Here is a 15,934-nt window from a genome sequence, read left to right as displayed (position 1 = left end):
TGAACCAATAATGGCTTTTTTTTTAAATACAGGTTAAAATAATAGAAGATTTTTAGAAACTTGGAGGAACCAATCATGTTTGTACTCGTTGTATTAATTGTCGTTTTATTTGCTTTCTATTTATTTTATAAAACAAAATACATTAGAAGCAACCGTCAAGTTGAAAAGAAATGGCTTTCAGCAAAATCAAATATTGCTCTTGGACTTTTTGTCTGTCTGTTTGGTATGAATCACTTACTATTTATTTCAGAATCGACTGTTTCCTATATTGTGGCTGCCGTATTTAGTATTTACGGAGCCGTATTTAGCTGGATTGGATTCAAAAAATATAAACACTACCATCCATTTGCAATTGAAGAAGCTCATATGCTAGATGCCCAAAAATAATAGGAAGCCGTTTCTCAAGTTGAGAAGCGGCTTTTTTTATTTACTACAGCTTGGATCAAAGGCTAGTTTCTGTCAATCAATTGGCACATCATCATTGCTTTTCCAACTAAAATTCCCTCATTGAAAACTTCCACATCTACCTTCCCAAATTTACGTCCTACTTCCAGTATTTTCGGGAAAATTTCTAAGGTGCTTTCCATTTGAACCGGTTTAATAAAGTAGATCGACATATTTTCCACGACCAGGTCGCCTTTTTTATAGCTGCGTAAAATCCGGTTGGCTGCATCCGCGACAATGGTTGTAAATACGCCATATGAAATAGTCCCAAGGTGATTGGTCATTTGCGGTGTCACTTCGCATGAATATACTTCTTCACCTTTTGGTTTACCCTGCATTAACACCATTTGATTGGTCACAATGTCATCAATGGTTTCGCCAACCTGCGGCTGCCGTTGGTTCATTTGCAATGCCTTTAATACATCCTGCCTGCTGATAATCCCTTCTAAACGGTTCGAGTCATCGGCAACGGGGAGAACCTCTATTCCCTCCCAGACCATCGTATGTGCAGTCGATGCAACACTTGTTTTCCCATGCACCGTCATTGGATTTTTGGTCATAATCTTATCGATGGAGGCTTCCATATTCTGACCCAAAATATCCTTACTTGTGACAATCCCCTGAATTTTCAAGTTTTGATCGACTACAGGATAACGGCTGTGCGTTGTCCTTTGATTAAGTTCATGCCATTTTGACACTTTATCAGATGTTTTTAAGTAAAAGGTATCTGTGAGAGGGGTTAAAATATCCTCTACTAAAATAATTTCCTTTTTAATTAATTGGTCATAGATTGCCCGGTTAATCATCGTAGCGACAGTAAAGGTGTCATAACTTGTTGAAATAACCGGCAGTTCTAATTTATCTGCCAGCTTTTTTACATGGTCCTCGGAATCAAAACCACCGGTAATCAACACCGCAGCGCCGGCTTTTAAAGCTAACTCATGCGCCTGGGTACGATTTCCAACAATCAACAGATTTCCAGCTTCCGTGTACCGCATCATGGCCTCTAGCTTCATGGCACCAATCACAAATTTATTGAGGGTTTTATGCAAGCCCGTCCGCCCGCCTAAAACTTGCCCGTCCACGATATTAACCACTTCGGCAAACGTTAGCTTTTCAATATTTTCTTTCTTCTTCCGTTCAATTCGTATAGTACCTACTCGTTCAATCGTACTGACATAGCCTTTATTTTCAGCCTCTTTAATTGCCCGGTAAGCTGTCCCTTCACTCACGGTCATCGCTTTGGCGATTTGCCGCACTGATATCTTTTCCCCAATAGGGAGTTTATCAATGTATTGCAATATTTGTTCATGCTTAGTAGCCAAGACCTTCACCCTTTATAATTCGAATTCCTAGTTATTTAGTCAGTTTAATTTATTCCCTAAATTCTATTATAAAGTTTAAAGGTCCTTGATTCAACGAAGTACTCTAGATTATCATTCAATTCTTATTAATATGACCGGGTTTTTCTCTTTGCACTCTGTTGCAGAGGCTTTTTTACTAACTTTTTCGGGCTATAGAGAAGACCGGTAAGATTCCCAGCAATCACAATTAATGCAAATGAAAGCCAAACAATCGCGAAAATCCCTTGTGTCCCTTCTGCTGTCACTGATAATTTTGGCACAGCAAAATAAAGCATAAAACCACAAAGCAGCAAGCAAAGTAAATACCTGTTTTTTTTCATTTCTTTTACCTCCTTTGTTAAAAAGACTGCTTGTTTCATCTTTATGCATACAGGAGGAAAAAAAGTATGTGAAACCACTAAATCAGCTAAATTTCAATTGCCTCACCTGGAACGAGCACTTTTCCATTTTTCCCCTCCAACCTATCAATAAATTGATAGGGGTCTTGTTTAATTGGCGGGAAGGTATTGAAGTGAATCGGTACAACTGTCTTTGCATTCAGTAGTTTAGCTGCATAAGCCGCATCCTCAGGCCCCATTGTAAAGTTATCACCTATCGGTAGGAAGGCTACATCAATTGGATGGCGTTCGCCAATCAACTTCATGTCGGAAAACAATCCAGTATCGCCAGCATGATAAATTGTCTTGCCTTCATTACTGAACAAAATCCCCGTTGGCATTCCACAATAAACGATCTCATTTTTATTTGTTACATAACCAGAGCCGTGAAAGGCCTGAGTGAGTTTAACCGTTCCAAAATCAAATTGACAGGAGCCGCCAATATTCATTCCGTGTGTTTTGACACCCTGCCAGCTAAGGAAAGTAGTCAGGTCTGCATTCGCAACCACAAGAGATCCGTTTTTTTTCGCTATCGCAACCGTATCTCCGACATGATCGTTATGACCGTGCGATAAAATAACCACATCAGCATTTACTTCATCAGCCTTTAAATCAGTTAAACTATTTCCTGTAATAAAAGGATCAATTATAATAGTTTTTCCATTTGTTTGAATTTGAATAACTGAATGTCCATGGTATGAAATCTTCATCATCCCAACTCCTTTTAAATTATTATATATGTACTTCAATAAATCATATGGAAATCCTTCTACATTTATTTCCATAACTCTTTTGTTTTAGCACTAAAGTAGGAATAGTTATTTTACATTCCTTTATAAAATTGTTACTCTCAAATAGGATCTAACATTACTAAAAAGGGGAGCCCTACATATGAATCAACGATTACTAAAGCTTCAAACATGGATGAAGGAAAACGGGATTGAAGTCAGCTTTCTTACTTCTACCGAGAATGTATTTTATTTAAGCAGTTATTTCACAGACCCGCATGAACGTTTACTGGCGCTGGCTGTTTTTCAAGAGGAAGAGCCATTCCTCGTCTGCCCGGCAATGGAAGTACCTGATGCCAAGCGCTCCGGCTGGGATCATGAAATCATTGGCTATAGCGATATCGAAAACCCATGGGAAATGATTCTTACCGCCATTAATAAAAGAATCAACGGGGTTTCAAAAGTGGCTATTGAAAAAGAACATATGAATGTCGAACGCTACGAGCATCTTACACAGTTATTCCCTAAGGCGTCATTTGTTTCTGCAGAAGAAAAATTACGACTGCTCCGGATGATCAAGGATACCAAAGAATTAAAAATCATTGAAGAGGCTTGTGCCCTTGCCGATTATGCCGTTGAATTCGGTGCAAGTGAAATTAAGGAAGGCAAAACAGAACTGGAGGTCCTCAATGCCTTAGAGTACGCCCTAAAGCAAAAGGGTGTGACCGAAATGTCATTTTCAACCATGGTGTTAACCGGTGCAAACGCGGCTTCCCCACATGGAAACCCAGGGGAAACGAAAATTCGCAAAGGTGATCTTGTTTTATTTGATTTAGGTGTTGTTGTTGACCGGTATTGTTCTGATATTACAAGAACCGTTGCATATGGGGACATCAATGACAAGCAAAAAGAAATATATGATACGGTATTAAAGGCACAACTCGCTGCCATTGAGGCAAGTAAACCGGGCGTTACAGCTGCAGAAGTTGACCTTACAGCAAGGCGGATTATTGCTGAAGCGGGATTTGGCGACTATTTTCCACACCGATTGGGTCATGGACTTGGAATTGGCGTTCATGAGTACCCTTCTATGACCGAAACCAACCAGCTGGTAATCGAAGAAGGAATGGTCTATACAATCGAACCAGGGATTTATGTGCCTAATGTGGCTGGCGTCCGAATTGAGGATGATATTTATATTACCGCTGATGGGGCAAAGGTGTTAACCAAGTTTCCAAAGGAATTACAAATAATCAAATCATAATTTTACACTTTTTTACATTGAACTCTTATCGTTTTTGATGTAGTATACAAATACAGGCTGCGTTGTACGTAATCATAATAAAGTTTTAACCTTTAAGCTGTAAAAGGGAGTTTAACTATCGAAGCCAGAATGACAAGCCTCCGTCTATAAGACATGGAGGACATGCAGAAAGGTTTCTGAGAACACCCACTTTGAGGAGTGGTGGTTTAAAACTTTCTTATATTCACTACGGCAAATGCGGCTGTATAGGTAGTATTTCAACCCAACTTCATTTTGGAAGTTGGGTTTTGTTTTTGATCACATAAAAAGAAGAGGACCACATCCTCTTCTTTTTACTTTTATTATTTTGTTAACAATGTTTTCGTATCTATAAACTCGACTCCATGTGCTTCGGCAACTGCTTGATAGGTCACATAGCCGTCGAGAGTGTTGATTCCTTTTAACAATGCCTCATTATCTAAACAAGCCTTTTGGAAGCCCTTATTGGCAATTTGCAGCGCATATGGAACAGTCACATTTGTTAATGCAATCGTAGAAGTTCTTGGGACGGCACCAGGCATATTGGCCACAGCATAATGGACAACACCATGCTTTACATATGTTGGATGATCATGTGTGGTAATCCGGTCGGTGGTTTCAAAAATTCCACCTTGATCAATGGCAATATCCACCACAACACTGCCAGGCTTCATCGATTGAATCATCTCTTCACTGACTAGTCTTGGCGCCTTTGCACCGGGGATTAACACAGCACCAATAACTAAATCAGATTCCTTAACCGCTTCAGCGATATTAAAAGGATTAGACATTAATGTCGTCACATCGGAACCGAATATATCATCTAATTGGCGAAGACGGTCCGGGCTTAAATCAATGATGGTAACCTTTGCACCCAAACCAATTGCCATTTTCGCTGCATTTGTGCCTGCTACTCCGCCGCCAATAATGGTAACGACACCTCGTTGCACTCCTGGGACACCAGAGAGGAGAATTCCCTTGCCGCCGTAAACCTTTTCTAAAAATTGGGCACCAACCTGAGCAGCCATCCTTCCAGCCACTTCACTCATAGGGGTCAATAATGGCAGAGTTCTATTCGCCAATTGGACGGTTTCATAGGCAATGCCAACTACTTTATTATCAATTAGTGCCTTCGTTAATTCTGGCTCAGGCGCTAGATGTAAATATGTAAATAATAGTAACCCTTCACGAAAATATTGATATTCAGTTGGGATCGGTTCTTTTACCTTCATAACCATATCCATTGACCATGCTTCCTTAGCAGTTTCCACCAGCATCGCGCCTGCAGTACTATAGTCTTCATCCAAAAAGCCTGAACCAAGCCCTGCTCCTATTTCAATAAAAACCTCATGACCAAAGTTCACCAAATTTGTCACTCCGGCTGGTGTCATTGCTACACGGTTTTCATTATTTTTGATTTCTTTTGGTACCCCAATACGCATGCACTTACCTCCAATTAATATCCTTAATAGAAAGACCTATATACCTTTATTATATCCATTATTACCAGGAAAATGAAATAATGGAGAATCTTTATGAATCATTATCCGAAGAGCCTTACCCAATGGGCAAAGCTCATTTCGTAACCTGTTAATAATAATAAGGGTACGGATATGGGTACCCGTAATATGGATATGGATATGGATATGGATATGGATATCCATACGGAGCAGCTAATAATGCACCGGTTGCTACCCCACCCAGAAACGGCAGCCCGTATCCAAAACCTGGGCGACCATACCCGAAGCCCGGTCTTCCAAATCCGTAGTGCCCGTACCCGTGGCCGAATCCACCGTGTCCATAACCACCGCCATGGCCAAAGCCGCCGTGACCAACGCCGCCATGTCCATGAACCCTCTCATCAAAGTTAATAGGCATCCCATACATTTCGGTATTCATTTTGTTTCTCCTCGCTTCACTTAGGTTTACATTTTTTCTATTTAAATGAACTTTACACCTTAAGAATATGCATGATTGAAAACAAATTCTTGGGCAAACGCCCTGTATGACTGAATTTCTTAGACAAATAACTATAAGTTCAAAAAGAAAAGACTGTCCCATGTTTAGGACAGTCTTTCCTATTTGTTTACATGCACCTAGTCCTCAGCTGCTGCATAATCCTCGCTGTCAGCTAAAGCAGTTCCTTCCCCCATAAAACCACTATTATAGGAATTCATAATTTGTTCACTTATCTCATTTAAACCTTGTTCATCATATTCAAAAGAATATTTGTTATTTGGATCCCGCTTTTCCATCGTGGCAATCCCCTTCCTTTGTAAGTTACTTCATTATTGTTCGAAAAATTGCAACAGTTATACGTTGTTAAATATTGTATAATCAGGGTAAGGAGATGATAATCATGGGACTTAAATATCAAAATATTTTAGTCGCAATTGATGGATCAAAGGAAGCAGATTGGGCATTTCAAAAGGGGATTGAAATCGCAAAGCGAAATCAAGCGGGACTCTTATTAGTTCATGTGATTGACACAAGGTCGTTTGCCTTAATTGAAGCCTATGATACTGTTATTGGTGATCGGGCAGAAACACTTGCAAAGGAAATGCTTGAAAATTATCATAAGCAAGCTGTGGATGCGGGGTTAACAAATGTCCAATACGAAATTGAATTTGGCTCACCTAAAATACGAATTCCAAGAGATATAGCTAAAAAACACAAGGTGGATTTAATTCTTTGCGGTGCCACTGGAATGAATGTAGTCGAAAGATTTTTCATTGGCAGTGTATCAGAACATATCGTTCGTTACGCTCCATGTGACGTTCTGATCGTTCGAACGGAAAAAGATATTGACGAAGAATAGATAGCTGATTCATGCACGGAGCCCTTTGCCCCGTGCATTTTATTTTTCTATTACTAATAGGTTTCTCGTGTATGGCTAACGAAACTATAGTAAAATAAAGCAATAACACGCCATGGAGGCTTTCGAATGATAGAGCATTTTTCTTTTGATCAACGTCTTGGTATTGCGATTCCTGATTTGACTATGGAATGGGATGAATATAGCGCGGAAATACAGCAGGGGATTCTGTTAACCTGGGAGCAAACCCGCGGTTCCATTCCTGACCGTATTGCTGAGCTTGAGGAGGAGATCAATGATAAACAAGCACAGCTTTCAGATGAAAGTGATTTCCCACGCTCCTGTCAATTAAACTCTGAAATAGCGGATCTCGCTTCAATTATCAATGATTTATGGCTTTGGTACAGGGCAAACCAGGTAGTTAGCAAGGTACATCTATAAGAAAAACTCCCTAATGCAGGGAGTTTTCGTTGTTTATATATCCTTTCTAATTTCCCTCACCACATGTCCAAGCTCAGGTAAGATTAACTTATTCATGGCCAACTTGACAGCTCCAGTTGAACCAGGAGTGGAGAATACAGCCTTATTTTTAACGACTCCGGCAATTGCTCTCGAAAGGATTGCGCTTGAGCCGATATCCTCTTGATAGCTTAGCATTCTGAACAATTCACCAAAACCAACGATTTCTTTTTCGAGAAGATTTTGTACGGTTTCAATCGTTACATCACGCTTGGCAATTCCAGTGCCGCCATTTGTCAGGATGACATCAATATCCCCTCTGTCACACCCTTTTACAATTTCGTTTTGAATCTGTGCTGCTTCGTCCTTAACAATAACATAATCAACAATCGTATGCCCTGCCCCTTCAAGCAGTGTAATCATCAGCTTACCACTTTTGTCTGTTTCTTTATCTCTTGTATCACTAACGGTTATGACTTTACAGTGAACTGACTTTGGTGCTTCTTTTTTATGCTCTTGCGTACTCATCGTTAAAACTCCTCTTTTTCCTTGAGATAACGAAGTTGATAATATCTATGCGCAACATCCGTTACTTTTCTCGTTAATTGATAATTAGCCCCTGCCCCTATTGCCATGCTGATTAGCGGGATCCCCTGAATGACCTTTTTTCGAAACAGAGCAATGACCATAGCTTTTAATAATTGCTGAACGGGCTGTTCCAGCCAAGTGATATCGGTAATCTGCTCGTTCCCTTGATAAAAATATGACTCATCATTTCCGGCTAAATCCGCCATTAACGAGTTCCATCCCTCTATTTGAATTCGTGGCGGCAACGTCGCCGTATGAAAAACCTTTAGTGATGTCATCATTTCATAGGGGGTATTCACTTCAAAACCGTAGGTCATGGCAATTAATTGAACGATTCTTAAATTAATGACTGCCATCGCCGGAATATCGGCCCCTAAGAGAAGCGTGCCTCCAGTCCCCGCAAGTCCCCCTTGGGCAAATGAATATAAACGGTGCCTCGCTATTTGCTGCTCTGCTATGTATTGTAATTGGTCAATCGTTAAGTTTCTTATATCCGCTATTTCTTCGATATCTTTACTAAAAATTCTTCCTGACGTAAGAATTCTTTCCTTTGCGTCCATTTGAAGCTGTGAGCCTTGAATCATCCCATGTAAATGAAATAACCATGTATCAATAAGGGAAAAGAATTGTTGTTGCACCTTTTCAGGCAGTAACAAAAAAGAACGTTCTAAATATTTTTCATACGTCAATTGAAACTCATTTGCCTCGTAATTTAGTAACTTTTCTTCCCATAAGCGTATTTCATTTAAGACACTTGCTTCCCGCTCTGTCAATGGCATCTATTCTGACCTCCTCCGGCTACATTTCTTTTTCCAGTATATCACAAAAAAATTAGACTTAAAAAAGGCAAAAGCCATTTAAAATAGCTTTTGCCTTTTTTAGATTATGAACGTGTTCCTGCTAAACGAACAACGTCGCGAGCAATCATGACTTCCTCATTTGTCGGAATGATAATAACTTTAACCGGCGAATGCGGATAGTTAATGAATGCTTCTTCGCCTCTCACCTTATTTAGAGCGGGATCCCAATAAACACCCATAAATTCAAGACCTTTAAGAACATTTTCTCTAATCGTGTCACTATTTTCACCGATTCCGGCAGTGAAAATAATCGCGTCAACACCGAACATACGCGATGCATAGGAACCAATATATTTATGGATTCGATTAGCAAACACATCCAATGCCAGCTGTGCTCGTTCATTACCCTTATTCGCTTCAATTTCAATATCTCGAAGATCGCTAGAGAAGCCGGAAACGGCTAACATACCGCTCTTTTTGTTCAATACGTCTAGAACTTCTTCTGCCGTTTTACCGGTTTTCTCCATGATATATGGAATTAGTGCCGGGTCAATATTACCTGAACGGGTACCCATTGTGACCCCTGCAAGTGGTGTAAAGCCCATCGAGGTATCAATTGATTTTCCACCTTCAATGGCCGCAATACTTGCACCGTTCCCTAAGTGACATGAGATTAAACGAAGCTGTTCAACGGGGCGTCCCAATAGTTCAGCTGCACGCTGGGAAACATATTTATGGCTTGTGCCATGGAAGCCATACTTCCTGATTCCATATTCTTTGTAGTATTCAAATGGCAGACTGTATAAATAAGAACTTTCCGGCATCGTTTGATGAAAGGCTGTATCAAAAACAGCAATGGCTGGGACATCGGGAAGCACCCGCCTAAATGCCTTTATCCCTGTTGCATTTGCTGGGTTGTGCAATGGTGCAAGTTCTGATAGCTTTTCAATCTTGTTAAGTACTTCATCCGTAATAAGAGCTGAATCATCGAAAGTTTCTCCTCCATGGACAACACGGTGACCGATTCCATCAATTTCAGTTAAGGATTTAATGATGCCTAATGTAGTTAATTTATCTAGCAGCATTTGTACCGCGACTTCATGGTCAGGAATATCAATAATTTCTTGGATCTTTTCCCCATTGGCCATGATAGTAAAAATTGAATCATTAAGACCAATTCTTTCAATTAGCCCTTTTGTAATAACTTCTTCACTTGGCATTTCAAATAATTGAAATTTTAAAGAAGAACTTCCCGCATTAATTGCAATGATTTTTGCCATTTTGCTACCGCTCCTTTTATATAACAACATCGATTTAGGATGTGATTTGAATAGTACACCTTATTTTGTGCAAACCAACCTTGTTTATTTCCCTCAATTCCTCATTTAATCATTGAAAATCGGACTTTTCAAGGGATATTTCCAGTGGTAGCGGTTCCAATGTAAATGTTCATATATTCACAGTTTTCTTACTCTTGTAACCCAAAACAAAAAGGATAAAACCGGTAATCAAAACCAGCTTTATCCTTTACTATCTTGAAACCATTTTTCAATTTTGGCTAATATTTTATCCATTGCAACGGCACTTGACAGACTTGGTAAATTTACGAGTAATGCTTCCTTTGGCGGCTTGACACTTTCCCCCTTTTTCTGTAAAACCAAAATACTTTTAGCCGATTGTTTATTTTTAAACATGGTCGTCGGTAATTGAAGCAAGCCCTGGATAATCAGATTTTCCTTGATAAATTCATGAAGCTGTGGTGCCTGTTCACTTTCAAACAAACCATTCGGAATGAGGAAGAATAAGTATCCTCCCGGTTTGGTATGTTTCACACTTTGTTCAATAAATAAATGATGAGCATACGAGTGGCCCTTCGAAGCTTTTAATTGATAATCTTCCGCCCTTATATCATTGGGATAGAAGCCAATCGGTAAATCGGCAATGACAGCATCAACAGGATCGATAAACAAGGGCTCCAAACTATCTTGATTGAAAAACTCAACAGGATGCTGCTGTAAATTTGCATTTACGTAGGCAAGCTTAATTAAAATATCGTCAATCTCGGTACCAATAGCGGTAATATTTTTATGTACGTGGTTTAAAACGGTTGTAACTAAATTCCCTGTTCCAACAGCGGGGTCCAGGAGGCGGAAAGATGGCTGCTTAACAAATCGTTCCACTAAATAGCCTATTAGCATCCCTACAGAATCCGGAGTCATCTGGTGGTTAGGCTGGACATTTTCCTTCATCCCTTTTAAGATCACAAGCTGATAGGATTTACGAATATCCTCATTTGAATATTTAACCAGGTGTATTTCTTCATATACCTTCTTAAGCCTTTTCAGCGTGAGCTCACTTAACTCATCTTGAAGAATGGCACCCTGAAATAGATTTTCCCCTGTATCTGCAAGTGCCTCAAGGTAACTGTAGGATAATTCCTCTTGTAAAATAAGTGCTGTTTCATTAAATAGTGTAAATAACTGTTCAACCGGAGACAGTTTCATTATTTCCCCTCCACTCCTAAATTTCCTTATTTATTCTATACGAGTATGTATTTTTTAAACAAGTATAAAGGCCTCGCTTTTGAGCCGAGGCCTTTTAAAGATTTATAATTATTTTGCCGCTTTTGCAGCTTCAATTGCAGCTTCGTAGTTTGGATGGTTCGTTGCTTCGCTAACATACTCGACGTAGGTCACGGTATCATTCGAGTCAACAACAAAAACCGCGCGAGCTAATAAGCGTAATTCTTGGATTGCAACCCCATATGCTTCTCCAAAAGATAAATCGCGGTGATCAGAAAGTGTTTGAACATTTTCAATGCCGCTTGCCGCACACCAGCGTTTTTGTGCAAATGGTAAGTCCACACTTACTGTTAAAATTTTTACATTACCTAAGCCGTTTGCTTCTTCATTGAAACGGCGTGTTTCTGCATCACATACGCCTGTATCCAAAGAAGGTACAGAAGAGATTAGACGAACTTGACCTTTTGTATTTTCTAACGTTACTTCCGATAGATCATTTGCAAGTACAGTAAAGTTTGGAGCTTTGTCCCCAACCTTCACTTCACTTCCTAACAAGGTAATCGCATTTCCTTTAAATGTTACATTTGCCATTCTTTTCATCCTCCTTTGTCTTTTAAAGTCATCCACAATGAGATGAATTGACTTTAATATGTACAGTGTAAATATATCTTTTCAACAGTGTATTTGCAATTATTTAAACCTCAAGAAAAAAGTTAACCTTCCTTTGATGAGGAAGATTAACCTTCTCCTTATAATTCAAGATCCACTTTTGGCTGCTGCTGTTGTTGGCTTTGCTGTTGCCTATTCTCTTCTTTCTTCGAGAACATTTGCTGAATTTTATCGACTGCCTGCGGTGCAAGTTCTAAAATCTTTTCATATAAATGGGTACTTTCATCAAGATGCAGCATTTTGACACCATGTGAATTTACAATTAAAAAAGCGATTGGCGTGATGGAAACACCGCCGCCGCTTCCGCCGCCAAATGGAAGGGCTGATTTTCCTCCGCTTTGCCCTTGGCTTTGACCTTGGCCTTGACCCCCACTTTGGCCGCCTTGCGACTGGGAGCTGTCGAGTTTAAACTCACTCCCTCCAGCAGCAAATCCAAACCCTACCTTCGATACTGTTAAAATGACACTTCCGTCAGGGGTTTCAACAGGATCCCCGATGATAGTATTCACATCAATCATTTCTTTCAAGCTTTCCATTGCGGTCGTCATCAAACCTTGAATTGGGTGGTCAGACATGTCTATTTCCTCCTCTTTCAAACTGATTTCGTTTTTTCACTTTTAAAATTACTGGGCGGTTTCCCGCCTTTCCAGAATTTAATCAGCTTTAATCCTGCGAGAATAGCATACCCGATTCGAAACTGAAACATACACGTTAACTGTGTTTGAATGACAGCAGCTTGAAAATGGGGGGTAACCGATAAATGCGGCATCTGCTTTAACCGAAAATAATGACTAAGAATGCTGACAATACTCCCTTTTATTGCCCAAATCGCACCTGTCATCATTCCGGTATGCGCCGCATCACCAACACCCATCAGTGTCTGCCATTCAAAACTCTTTATTGTAACCCTTTTTAAAAATTTCCTAACAATCACATGCAAATGGATAACCTTTTCTAACAGTTCTTTTGTTTTTTGAAAGCTACTCGTAACGTCATTTTGGGTAATTTGGTTTACCGTAGAATCTGGGTCTTCAGGAGCCGTCTCCCCCATATGTGAATGACTTTCTACCACCAAACTTGGTGAATTATCATCAATTTTTATCAAAGGGACATTTAGCTTATATTTTATGAGTCCAAACCATATCTTAAACACTACCTTTAAATCATCATTGTCATTATGATGATAATAATTTACAAGAATCGTTAACTTCGTAAAAATAATTAAAATGAAAAAGAACAATAGGACCATTATAGAAAGCCAGAGCCAAAACAATTTGTTCACAACCTTTCAGCCTATTATTATTCGCTTTTATGAAAAAAATAAACCTGCCAACTTAATGTTGACAGGCCCTGAATCCTTATCTATCTACATGTATTACCGTGGTATCAGTAAAGATATCATGCAACCCTTGCTTTTTCGGTAAAAAGGCAACAATGATATAGCCAATGATGATCGTTGCCGAGATAAACCGACCAATCCATTCACGAAAAATAATCGTTCCCCAGGACATCTCATCATGTTTTAAGTCCACAACTTTTAAGCCAAAGACCATTTTGCCAAGCGTTTGCTTAAAGAATTTTGTCATTAACACAAAATATAAATAAAAGATGACCGCAGATGCAATCGAAACGGGGGCGAATATAGAAAATTCGGTTAGAGAAATGTCAAACGCTCGAAATATCGGGTTTATTAGCAGGCGTTCGAAACTTCCCACTACTAGCAAATCAAGCAAATATGCCCAAAAACGCATCCAGAAGCCCGCATATCGAAAAGGGTGATCCTGTAAAACAGGTTCATTCGATTCCATTTAACTTCCCCCCCTTATTCTGCATATAAGTACATTAGGCGTGGAGAATTGGGCTTGGAAAGGATTTTCATGAGCCCCGCCATTTCTACATCACCACTGATTAATTTTTGCGCTTGAAACTTAAATAACGAGCCTAAACCGAGATCATCCGAATAGCGAACTACCTTTGCACCTTTAAGCTTCTCCTGCTTTTTCATTTGATTAATGACATCTTCAAGGTAACCAAAATCATCGATGAGATTGATTTCTTTTGCCTGCCGTCCATCGTACACCCGTCCATCTGCTATCTGTTTTACTTCCTCGACACTCATATGGCGGCCCTCAGAAATGACCTTTACAAATCCCTCATACGAATTATCGATCATTTTTTGTAAAATTTGCCGCTCTTCATCCGTCATTTCTCTCGTAGGGCTCATAATGTCTTTATATTTACCACTTTTAATCGTGACAAAATCGACACCATATTTATCTGCCAATCCCTTGTAGTTATATCCTTCCATTATGACGCCAAGTGACCCTGTTAATGTTTCCGGGCTGGCAAAGATTTTTTTGGCTGCTGTTGAAATATAATATCCACCTGAAGCTGCCATCGACCCCATCGAAATATAAACTGGTTTTTTACTACCCTTTTGGATATCAATTAGCTTATCGTGTATTTCTGCACTCTCAACGACACCGCCGCCTGGTGAATTTACTCTAATAATGACGCCCTTCACCGAATCATCCTCTTGCAAGTAGGTTAACTTTTTCATAAAATCTTGATGGTTATAACCTGCGCTTTGCAGGAATGATCCTGTTTCACCACTATCTTGGATGACACCATCAACATCAAGAATGGCAATTTTCTTTAATTCACTGCCTTCCTTAACGACTTCCTCTGTAAATGGTTGTTCAGCAGTCGCCATAAAATCACTGAAATCTGTTTTAATCCCTTTAAAGGCAAATGCCGACAAAAAATTAATCACAATCGATACAAAAAATAATGCCGCGGCAATTCCTAGGGCGGCCCAACGTTTTCCATTCAACTGTATCTCCCCCTCACTTTTCTTTCGTCTAGAATTCACATCCCTGCTTTCATATTGTTTCAAAAAAGTGCTAAACTAATTTCAGACTATCATTATTTTAACAAAGATTAATTTCCAAATGTTACATTTTCATCTTTAAAATGGAGGGATAGGGAATGGAAATAAGACGTAATATTTATTTTTATCACAAGCGGGATGCGGACATGCTCTCTAAAATGGCTCCCCTAGTCGAAGTGGCTGACCGATATGGTTTTACCATCGTAAATGATTATCGTAAAGCTAATATCATTGCCAGCGTGGGTGATGATGGTACTTTTCTTCAAGCGGTGAGAAAAACGGGTTTCCGAGATGATTGTTTATATATGGGGATATCAATCAAGGATAGTTTGAGCATGTATTGCGATTTTCGTATAAGTGATACCTCCAAACTGATTGAGGCCATCACAACGAATGAACAAATCGAGGTTCGCCGCTATCCGATGATTGAAGTGAACGTTGATGGCCAAGGCACCTTCACATGTTTAAACGAATTTAGTATTCGCTCATCGATTATTAAAACACTCGTCATTGATGTTTTTGTGGATCAGCTTCACTTAGAAACGTTCCGTGGTGACGGATTAATTGTTTCAACGCCAACGGGCAGTACTGCCTATAATAAATCCGTGAATGGATCGATTGTTGACCCGCTTCTATCCTGCATGCAGGTGAGTGAGGTGGCTTCTGTTAATACAAATCGCTACCGTACACTTGGTGCCTCATTTATTATTGGCAGTGAACGGACACTTACACTTAAGGTTATTTCCGAAGGCAACGACCATCCAACAATGGGAATGGACAATGAAGCCTTAAGTATTCGTCATGTGGATAAAATAAACATAAAAATAAGCGGTAACAAAATTAAAACCTTAAAGTTAAAAGACAATTCCTTCTGGGATAAAGTGAAGAGAACCTTCCTATAAGAAAAGCGCAGGGCGCGCGGAGCTAGACAATTCTCAAAGTCCAAACTTATACTTCTTTTCATTTTTAAAAAACCTTATCCGCAAATAGGATAAG

At 39.6% G+C, this 15,934-nt stretch carries 20 protein-coding genes and 1 other RNA gene; 6 read left to right on the top strand and 15 right to left on the bottom strand.

The annotated features are described in order from the left end of the window. The first annotated feature begins 75 nt into the window (after positions 1–75). Positions 76–387 (top strand): YtpI family protein, encoded by a 312-nt coding sequence (locus G6554_RS04380; RefSeq protein ID WP_166239135.1) that lies wholly within the window; start codon positions 76–78, stop codon positions 385–387. A 62-nt stretch (positions 388–449) separates the two neighbouring features. On the opposite strand, the gene G6554_RS04375 is transcribed toward G6554_RS04380, so the two are convergent. From G6554_RS04375 to G6554_RS04365, 3 genes are all read right to left on the bottom strand, one after another. Continuing rightward, positions 450–1,769, bottom strand: a complete 1,320-nt coding sequence (locus G6554_RS04375) for a CBS domain-containing protein (protein WP_166239133.1) — start codon at positions 1,767–1,769, stop codon at positions 450–452. A 125-nt stretch (positions 1,770–1,894) separates the two neighbouring features. Beyond that, positions 1,895–2,128, bottom strand: a complete 234-nt coding sequence (locus tag G6554_RS04370; protein WP_166239131.1) for a hypothetical protein — start codon at positions 2,126–2,128, stop codon at positions 1,895–1,897. Between the two features lie 86 nt (positions 2,129–2,214). Beyond that, positions 2,215–2,895, bottom strand: coding sequence for a metal-dependent hydrolase (locus tag G6554_RS04365; RefSeq protein WP_166239305.1), 681 nt, complete (start codon positions 2,893–2,895; stop codon positions 2,215–2,217). A 181-nt stretch (positions 2,896–3,076) separates the two neighbouring features. On the opposite strand from G6554_RS04365, the gene G6554_RS04360 reads away from it, so the two are divergent. Continuing rightward, positions 3,077–4,177 carry a M24 family metallopeptidase gene (locus tag G6554_RS04360; RefSeq protein WP_166239129.1) on the top strand — a complete coding sequence of 367 codons (1,101 nt, stop codon included), beginning with the start codon at positions 3,077–3,079 and terminating at the stop codon, positions 4,175–4,177. A gap of 51 nt (positions 4,178–4,228) precedes the next feature. Further along, positions 4,229–4,424: non-coding RNA, 6S RNA (ssrS, locus tag G6554_RS04355), on the top strand. Between the two features lie 94 nt (positions 4,425–4,518). Here the strand turns inward: ssrS and ald are convergent. The 3 genes from ald to G6554_RS04340 form a co-directional block, all read right to left on the bottom strand. Then, a complete protein-coding gene (gene ald, locus G6554_RS04350; protein ID WP_166239127.1) occupies positions 4,519–5,637 on the bottom strand; it encodes an alanine dehydrogenase in 1,119 nt (372 codons plus the stop codon). A 148-nt stretch (positions 5,638–5,785) separates the two neighbouring features. Continuing rightward, on the bottom strand, positions 5,786–6,094 hold the full coding sequence (locus G6554_RS04345; protein WP_207342990.1) for a hypothetical protein: 309 nt from the start codon (positions 6,092–6,094) through the stop codon (positions 5,786–5,788). Positions 6,095–6,291: 197 nt separating this feature from the next. Continuing rightward, the gene (locus G6554_RS04340; protein ID WP_166239125.1) at positions 6,292–6,450 is read right to left on the bottom strand and encodes a hypothetical protein; all 159 of its coding nucleotides are present in this window, start codon (positions 6,448–6,450) and stop codon (positions 6,292–6,294) included. Between the two features lie 104 nt (positions 6,451–6,554). On the opposite strand from G6554_RS04340, the gene G6554_RS04335 reads away from it, so the two are divergent. Together G6554_RS04335 and G6554_RS04330 are read left to right on the top strand one after the other, a co-directional pair. Further along, complete coding sequence (locus tag G6554_RS04335) at positions 6,555–7,013, top strand: universal stress protein (protein WP_166239123.1); 459 nt, start codon at positions 6,555–6,557, stop codon at positions 7,011–7,013. Positions 7,014–7,139: 126 nt separating this feature from the next. Further along, positions 7,140–7,451 (top strand): hypothetical protein, encoded by a 312-nt coding sequence (locus G6554_RS04330; protein ID WP_166239121.1) that lies wholly within the window; start codon positions 7,140–7,142, stop codon positions 7,449–7,451. Between the two features lie 33 nt (positions 7,452–7,484). On the opposite strand, the gene G6554_RS04325 is transcribed toward G6554_RS04330, so the two are convergent. The 9 genes from G6554_RS04325 to sppA all read right to left on the bottom strand — a co-directional run bounded on the left by G6554_RS04325 (position 7,485) and on the right by sppA (position 14,881). Then, on the bottom strand, positions 7,485–7,997 hold the full coding sequence (locus tag G6554_RS04325; protein ID WP_166239119.1) for a MogA/MoaB family molybdenum cofactor biosynthesis protein: 513 nt from the start codon (positions 7,995–7,997) through the stop codon (positions 7,485–7,487). Positions 7,998–7,999: 2 nt separating this feature from the next. Then, positions 8,000–8,836: an EcsC family protein gene (locus G6554_RS04320; RefSeq protein WP_166239117.1), complete on the bottom strand. Its 837-nt coding sequence runs from the start codon at positions 8,834–8,836 to the stop codon at positions 8,000–8,002. Positions 8,837–8,940: 104 nt separating this feature from the next. Continuing rightward, entirely contained in the window at positions 8,941–10,137 is a 1,197-nt protein-coding gene (locus tag G6554_RS04315; RefSeq protein ID WP_166239115.1) for an acetate kinase, read from the bottom strand. 240 nt (positions 10,138–10,377) lie between these two features. Continuing rightward, positions 10,378–11,361, bottom strand: coding sequence for a class I SAM-dependent methyltransferase (locus G6554_RS04310; protein WP_166239113.1), 984 nt, complete (start codon positions 11,359–11,361; stop codon positions 10,378–10,380). Positions 11,362–11,469: 108 nt separating this feature from the next. After that, positions 11,470–11,970, bottom strand: a complete 501-nt coding sequence (gene tpx / locus G6554_RS04305; protein ID WP_166239111.1) for a thiol peroxidase — start codon at positions 11,968–11,970, stop codon at positions 11,470–11,472. A gap of 158 nt (positions 11,971–12,128) precedes the next feature. After that, on the bottom strand, positions 12,129–12,623 hold the full coding sequence (gene ytfJ / locus G6554_RS04300; protein ID WP_166239109.1) for a GerW family sporulation protein: 495 nt from the start codon (positions 12,621–12,623) through the stop codon (positions 12,129–12,131). 17 nt (positions 12,624–12,640) lie between these two features. Further along, entirely contained in the window at positions 12,641–13,330 is a 690-nt protein-coding gene (locus G6554_RS04295; RefSeq protein WP_347564276.1) for a DUF2953 domain-containing protein, read from the bottom strand. Positions 13,331–13,406: 76 nt separating this feature from the next. Further along, the gene (locus G6554_RS04290; protein ID WP_166239107.1) at positions 13,407–13,856 is read right to left on the bottom strand and encodes an RDD family protein; all 450 of its coding nucleotides are present in this window, start codon (positions 13,854–13,856) and stop codon (positions 13,407–13,409) included. A gap of 14 nt (positions 13,857–13,870) precedes the next feature. Beyond that, entirely contained in the window at positions 13,871–14,881 is a 1,011-nt protein-coding gene (sppA, locus tag G6554_RS04285; protein WP_166239105.1) for a signal peptide peptidase SppA, read from the bottom strand. Positions 14,882–15,036: 155 nt separating this feature from the next. On the opposite strand from sppA, the gene G6554_RS04280 reads away from it, so the two are divergent. Next, positions 15,037–15,840 carry an NAD kinase gene (locus tag G6554_RS04280; RefSeq protein ID WP_166239103.1) on the top strand — a complete coding sequence of 268 codons (804 nt, stop codon included), beginning with the start codon at positions 15,037–15,039 and terminating at the stop codon, positions 15,838–15,840. Positions 15,841–15,934 lie beyond the last annotated feature (94 nt).

The organism is Bacillus sp. MM2020_4, from assembly GCF_011250555.1.
Lineage (GTDB): Bacteria > Bacillota > Bacilli > Bacillales > Cytobacillaceae > Neobacillus.
Note: the sequence above shows the minus strand (reverse complement) of the source record. Positions and strands in the feature narration are given on the sequence as shown.